The sequence below is a fragment of the Halolamina salina genome (assembly GCF_042678005.1).
Lineage (GTDB): Archaea > Halobacteriota > Halobacteria > Halobacteriales > Haloferacaceae > Halolamina > Halolamina salina.
The window spans coordinates 34,169-40,234 of the sequence record NZ_JBHUDH010000121.1 but is presented as its reverse complement, the minus strand read 5'-3'; the positions used below and the strand labels follow the sequence as shown (position 1 = coordinate 40,234).

At 68.4% G+C, this 6,066-nt stretch carries 7 protein-coding genes, 2 tRNA genes and 1 pseudogene; 4 read left to right on the top strand and 6 right to left on the bottom strand.

Annotated elements, in window-relative coordinates:
• Window positions 1-224: pseudogene (locus ACFR9S_RS11075) on the top strand (metal-dependent hydrolase); the annotation flags it as partial.
• A 42-nt stretch (window positions 225-266) separates the two neighbouring features.
• Window positions 267-635, top strand: a complete 369-nt coding sequence (locus ACFR9S_RS11070; RefSeq protein ID WP_379732677.1) for a cupin domain-containing protein — start codon at window positions 267-269, stop codon at window positions 633-635.
• Here ACFR9S_RS11070 and ACFR9S_RS11065 read toward each other — a convergent pair.
• The 3 genes from ACFR9S_RS11065 to ACFR9S_RS11055 all read right to left on the bottom strand — a co-directional run bounded on the left by ACFR9S_RS11065 (window position 632) and on the right by ACFR9S_RS11055 (window position 2,213).
• Window positions 632-1,231 carry a hypothetical protein gene (locus tag ACFR9S_RS11065; RefSeq protein ID WP_379732678.1) on the bottom strand — a complete coding sequence of 200 codons (600 nt, stop codon included), beginning with the start codon at window positions 1,229-1,231 and terminating at the stop codon, window positions 632-634. The genes ACFR9S_RS11070 and ACFR9S_RS11065 overlap by 4 nt on opposite strands.
• Window positions 1,232-1,422: 191 nt before the next feature.
• A tRNA-Thr gene (locus ACFR9S_RS11060) sits at window positions 1,423-1,494 on the bottom strand.
• 53 nt (window positions 1,495-1,547) lie between these two features.
• A complete protein-coding gene (locus ACFR9S_RS11055; protein WP_379818655.1) occupies window positions 1,548-2,213 on the bottom strand; it encodes a DUF7114 family protein in 666 nt (221 codons plus the stop codon).
• Window positions 2,214-2,358: 145 nt separating this feature from the next.
• Here ACFR9S_RS11055 and ACFR9S_RS11050 point away from each other — a divergent pair, with 145 nt between their 5' ends.
• A complete protein-coding gene (locus tag ACFR9S_RS11050) occupies window positions 2,359-3,081 on the top strand; it encodes a DUF3105 domain-containing protein (protein ID WP_379731965.1) in 723 nt (240 codons plus the stop codon).
• 79 nt (window positions 3,082-3,160) lie between these two features.
• Here ACFR9S_RS11050 and ACFR9S_RS11045 read toward each other — a convergent pair whose 3' ends face one another.
• Window positions 3,161-3,994, bottom strand: coding sequence for an NAD+ synthase (locus tag ACFR9S_RS11045; RefSeq protein WP_379731964.1), 834 nt, complete (start codon window positions 3,992-3,994; stop codon window positions 3,161-3,163).
• Window positions 3,995-4,124: 130 nt separating this feature from the next.
• Here ACFR9S_RS11045 and ACFR9S_RS11040 point away from each other — a divergent pair.
• Window positions 4,125-4,195: transfer RNA gene (locus ACFR9S_RS11040), tRNA-Gly, on the top strand.
• 165 nt (window positions 4,196-4,360) lie between these two features.
• Here ACFR9S_RS11040 and ACFR9S_RS11035 read toward each other — a convergent pair.
• Complete coding sequence (locus ACFR9S_RS11035) at window positions 4,361-4,879, bottom strand: NUDIX domain-containing protein (RefSeq protein ID WP_379731963.1); 519 nt, start codon at window positions 4,877-4,879, stop codon at window positions 4,361-4,363.
• The gene (locus ACFR9S_RS11030; RefSeq protein WP_379731962.1) at window positions 4,876-5,784 is read right to left on the bottom strand and encodes an acyltransferase; all 909 of its coding nucleotides are present in this window, start codon (window positions 5,782-5,784) and stop codon (window positions 4,876-4,878) included. Before ACFR9S_RS11030 ends, ACFR9S_RS11035 begins: the two co-directional genes overlap by 4 nt.
• Window positions 5,785-6,066 lie beyond the last annotated feature (282 nt).

Sequence of the window (6,066 nt, the reverse complement as noted above, 5' to 3'; positions counted from 1 at the left end):
ACGGCGCCCCCGAGGACGCCGTGGCGACGCTCGGACTCGGGCTGCTCGCGCTGGCGGCGTACGACGGCGTGTTCGACGCGATCGTCGTCGGAACGGTCGCCGTCGGGCTGGTCTACGCGTTCCTCCGGCGCCGAATCGTCGACTGGGGGGAGCGGGCGGTCGACGCGCTGCCCGAGGAGACGGTCGACCGGATCCCGGACTCGCTGATCGAGGACCTGCGCTGACCGGGCGACGCGCTTTTCGCTCCGGCGTCCCCGCGATCGGCCATGGAGACAGTCGACATCGACGAGGCGTTCGACGCGTTCGAGGAGCGATGGGCGCCGCGGCTGCTCGCGTCGCTCAACGGGCAGGAGCTGAAAGCCGCCAAGCTCGAGGGGGCGTTCGTCTGGCACAGCCACCCCGACGCCGACGAACTGTTCTGGGTGATCGAGGGCGATCTGACCCTCGAACTCGAAGGCGAGCCCGACCAGCAGCTCTCGGACGGCGAGCTCGGGGTCGTCCCGGCGGGCGTCGAACACCGCCCGGTCGCCGACGGGCTGGCGAAGGTCGTCCTGTTCGAGCCTGCCGGCACCGAGAACACGGGCGACGCCGACGCCGAGGACCGGAAGCGAGAGGTCCAGACGCTGGAGGATTAGAGCGGGTCGATCTCGGGACCGTCCTCGCCGGGCAGTCGGTCCAGCGCGAACGCGCCGGTGAGCACGACCCCAGCGACGAGTAGCCCACCCACCGCTTCCCCGACGGTGTGGGCACCGGTCGCGACGCGACTCCAGACGAGCAGCGGTGCCACGAGAAGTAGCGGCGCAAATCGGCGGTCGGCGGCGACCAGCGCACCCGCGGGCACGGCGGCGTAGATGACGTGACTCGACGCGTCCCACAGCGGGACGACCACGAGGTGGAGAACTGAGGTGGCGATCAGGAGCACGGCGTACGGCGGGACGAGCGCACCCCAGTCGAACTGCCGCCACGCGAGGGCGATTCCGGCGAACGCGACGATCAGGCCGAGCGCGGCGAAGAAGTCGTCGCCGCCCGGGACACCGGTGCCGAGGGCTGCCGGGCCGCCCTGATAGACGGCGAACGCGAGGACCCACGCGCCGGCGACGATGCCCAAGCGTGCGGCGAGCGGTTTCGCGTCGAGAGCGTTGCGTCGCTCGTAGCCGACGAGGAGTAGGGTCGCGAGGAGGACGAACAGTTCGGGGGCGAAGACGGTGGAGACGGTGTCGGCGAGGGCCATACGCGTGGGGGTGGGACGGTGCGAAAAAGGCGTTTCGTCACGGCGTGGCCGTCGCTCGTTGGGTGGAGTTTCGGAAGAAGCCTCGGCCGGGATTTGAACAGCGTCAGACGGTCGCTCGCTCCGCTCGCGCTGCGACTGACTGGCGCAAATCCCGGCTACGGCTTTCGCTCGTCACGTTGTTCCTCACAGAAAGCCTAGGCCGGGATTTGAACCCGGGCTCTCGTCCTTACCAAGGACGCGCTTTACCGCTAAGCTACCCAGGCGCGCACCTCCTCGTACTGCGGTTCCGTGTATAGGGATTTCGATTCGCCCCGGCTCAGGGATCCGTTCCCGCGCTCCGGGTCGCCGAGCCGACGTAGCCGTCGGAGAAGCCGGCGAGTCGATCCCGCGTCGGCTCGGCGAGCAGCTCCGGCGCCGCCGGGAGCGCCCCCTCGTAGGAGCGGGCCAGCTCCGCCGCGAACCCCAGCAGCTCCTCGGAGGCGGTGCCGTCGACGGCGGCGACGCCGGCGACGACCGCGAGTTCGAACACGTCGGCCTCGAGGTTCCGGTCGATCGCCGCGGGGTTGTCGGTCCGCTCGCGGTCGGTCTGGTCGCGGCCGCACGCCCGGACCGTCTCGACCGCGCGGTCGGCCGCGGGCGTCCGGGCGAGCAGCGAGAACCCCCGGGAGACGAGCACGTCGGCGGCGACGACCGAGAGGTCCGCCTCGATGTCGTTCTCCGGGTCGATCGCCCACGGCTCCTCGTGGGCCAGCTGTCGGGTGAGCGAGAGTCCCTCGTAGATCAACTGCACGCCGGCGGCGAGTTCGCCCAGCTCGGTCACGTCGACGCTCTCGTCGAACGCCCGGGCGGTCGACAGCGTCAGCGCCCCTGGGACCATCGACGCCGCTTCCAGTCGCTGGTCGAGCGTCTCCCGGAGGGGCACGGGCTCGATCTCCCCCAGCGCGTCCCGGGCCGAACGGCGGGCCACGGCGGCGTCGTCCATCGTCTAGGGTAAGTCGCGGCGGAGGCAAATGCCTTTGGAAAGCCCCCGAAAGCGCGACGAGCGACGGCCAGCAGCGCCGGTTCGTCGATCCGCCGCGACCACCCGATAGCGAAGGGTTATGGGCGCCGGGGGCGGTGTAGGGTGTATGGTCGAGTGTGAGTACTGCGGGGCGGCCTTCGACGACGAGGCGGCCTACCTCGAACATCTCGGCGACGAGCACGCCGAGGAGCTCGGACCGATAGACCAACGCCGGGTCGAGGCTGCCGGGGGCGACGACGAGGGACTCCCGATCGTGGGCCTCCTGTCGGGCGCCGCGGTGCTGGTGGTGTTCGTCGTCGCGATCTGGTTCTTCTTCCTCAGCGGCGGGGGCGGCGGCACGGATCTCGACGCCGAGCCGGCGGGGATGGAGGACGAGCCGCTGCCGAACCGCGGCGCCGACGAGTGGATCTCGCAGGCCGAGACGTTCGAGAGTCAGGGGCGTGACCACCGCTCGGGCAACATCGACTACGACACCGTCCCGCCGCTTTCGGGACCGCACTCCAGCGACTGGGTGTCGGCGGGCTTCTACACCGAGACGCCCCGGATGGAGGAGTTGGTCCACTCGCTGGAACACGGCGCGGTCGTGATCTACTACGACGAGGCGAACCTCTCCGACGAGGCGGAGGCCAGCCTCCGGGCGTGGGCCGCGAACAAGGACGGGCAGTGGCAGAGCGTCATCGTCGCGCCGAACCCCAACGAGAACCCTCGCGGCGACTACGTGCTGACGGCGTGGACCCACCGCCTCGTGATCGACGACTACGACGCCGAGGCGGTGCAGGCGTTCGCCGCGGAGTACCTCGGTCGCGGGCCGGAAAATCCGGTGCGGTAGACTGGGCGCTACACAGTCACGGCATTCGCTCTGTCGTCGCGGCACGGAGGCCGCGACAGGTCGCGCGCTGTGACTGGTTTCACTCCCGCACGGAGAGTTCGGGCGACGGCGGCATCGAGCGCTTGTGTGCGCTCCCCTCGACCAACTCCTCGACGCGTTCGACGTGCTCCTCGGTGACGCCGTCGACGTAGCGCACCGTCGCGGCCTTCGACAGCGGGCCGTCGACGTGCAGCGCGAGCACGGCGTCCAGGTGGTCGTAGTTCAGCCCCATCTCCTCCTCGTCGGTCTGGCCCTCCCACATCTCGGCGGTGGGCGTCTGCATCACCAGTTCGTGGGGGACGCCGACGTGCGCGGCCAGCTGGCGGACCTGCTGCTTGTACAGGTCGCCGATGGGGTTGCAGTCGACGGCCTGATCACCGTACTTCGTGAAGTAGCCGGTCATCGCCTCGCTGCGGTTGCCCGTCCCGAGGACGATGCGGTTCTCCGTGTTGGCGACGTAGTAATTCAGCACTGCACGCGTCCGAACGCGGACGTTCCCCGCGGCGGTCTTGTCCTCGATCCCCTCGGGGTAGGCTTCGTCGAACGTCTCGGCGATCGGCTCGATCTCGATCACGTCGTAGGGGATGCCGAGCGACTCCGCGACCGCCTCGGCGTCGCTCATCAGCTCCTCGTCGCTGACCCGTGCGGGCATGGTGAGCCCGTGGAGGCCGTCCTCGCCAAGCGCCTCGACGGCGAGGTAGGCGGTCAGCGTCGAGTCGATTCCGCCCGAGAGGCCGAGCACGGCGCCCTCGGCGCCGGCGGCGTCGACGGTGTCCCGGATGAACGAGACGATCTCCTCGCGGGCGGTTTCGAGCTCTGCCTCCGAGAAACGGATGTCCAGCGGTGCGTTCTCCGTGAGGACGTCTTCGGGCATGGGCGATCGTTCTGCCGCGGGTGACAAATAGGCACTCCCCGATCCCGGGAGGTGGACGCGCGTCCGGTTTCGGTAGGGGGTGGCGGAATCCGAAACCGACTTACCGGAGGCTGGCGTTCCTCGAAACAGAGCGCCGTTGGTCCAGTGGTAGGACAGTAGCTTCCCAAGCTACCGGCCCGGGTTCAATTCCCGGACGGCGCACTCTCTCCCTTCGGTCGTTCGTGCGCCGTCCGTAGTCTCACTCGCTCACTGCGTTCGCTCGCGAGACTCCCGGACGGCGCTTCTGTGTCACGGGACGAACTGTTCGGCCTTCACTTGCGTCGTTTTGACGCGGCTTCGGACGAACGGCTGGGCGTACAGCCGGCTCTAACCGTCGTCGGTTCGGGCGGCTTCCAACGCGGCGACTACTTCCTCGCTTGTCGTGTCGCTGTCAGCGTAGGGATCAGCGACGGCCGTAAACGGCCCCGAATTCTCGATTTTCTCTGCGCGTCTCACTGCTTGTTCGAGTCGGCCGATGACTGCTCCGAACCGTTGGGCGGCTTCCTCGGGTGCGACCCATCTCGCGAATTCGTGCTCTTCGTTCAGCGTCACCTCGCGCTCGTCGGTTTCACAGCGGTAGACGAGCGCCACCATCGGCGTGCCGGAGTCGTCCGCCCAGCCGCCGTACAGGGTTTCAACTGGAGGTCCGACTCTGGCGTCGATACCCAGTTCCTCTTGGAGTTCTCGCCGGAGACCGTCGACCAGAGTCTCGCCGAACTCGAAAGTTCCGCCCGGTGGCTCGGGGGTCTCGTCACTTCCAGTCACCAGTACGTCGCCGTCCGGACCGAACAGGATCGCTTTCTGGGTGATCTTGCCGACGAACGGTTCTCGGCCGTCTTCGCTCATTCCTCGGTATCCGGCGGGTTCAGATCGCGCTCGAACTCGTCGAACACCTCGAGATCCTCGGGGAGGTCGTACTCGATCCGTCGCTCCTCCTTGTTCCGGTCGAGCCGGTCCTCGACGGGCGCGGCTTCGGACTCCCAGCCCGGCTTCACGCGAACGGATTTCGCGGGCTGGCCGACAGCGACGTGGTGGGCGGGCACGTCGCCGTCGACGACGGCCTTCGCGCCGACGACGGAGTTCTCGCCGAGCTTCGAGCCGGCGCGGACGAGCGTGTCGTAGGTGAGCCGGGCGTCGTCCTCGATGATCGTCCGGTAGTTCTTCACCTCGGTCTGGTCGACGATGTCGTGGTCGTGGGAGAGCACGTGCGCGGAGTCCGAGATCGAGACGCGGTCGCCGATCTCCAGCGCGCCGCGGTCGTCGAGATGGACGTCGTCGTGGACGACCACGTTGTCGCCGACGGTGATGTTGTGGCCGTAGGTGAACGTGATCCCCTTGAAGAAGCGGCAGTCCTCGCCGACCTCCTCGAACAGGTGTTCCGCGAGCATCTGCCGGAACCGCAGCGCGAACTCGATGTTGTCGGCCATCGGCGTCGCGTCGAACTGCCGCCAGAGCCACTGGAGGTGTTTCGAGCGCTGGAACCGGTCCTCGTCCTTCTCGGCGTAGTACTCCGACTCCAGCGTCGCGTTGCACGGGTCGTACCCCTGCAGGCGCACGCGCTCCGCTGGCGTCACGTCGCCGCCGTCCTGCCAGCGCTCGTAGGCGTCGCGGTCGCCGAACAGGTCGACCAGCGTGTCCTGCACCACGTCGCAGGTGTCCTCGTCGGAGGAGAGCCGTTCGTCGACCTCCTCGATGAAGGCGTCCACCCCGGCCTCGGCGTCCGGCGGGAGCGAGGCGTGCCGTTTGGTCATGTCCGGAGGGTGGAGTGGCGCGGCCAAATGGGTTCGGGTGTCCGCACGTGATGCACGTCCGGTTATGGGTATGACCTGTGGGAGTCGTGGCCGATACTGCAAACAGTGGCTCGATCGTTGGCTACTCGGACAGCGACCGCGACAGCGCCTCGTTCGTAGACCACTTGTGACCGCAGTGCGCCGGGCATGAAGCCCATCATCAGAAATCGAAGATTTCTGATTGGCAGACGAGAGCCTGCGGCTCTCGTCGACGGCGCAGCGCCGAGTCCCCACCCCTCCCCC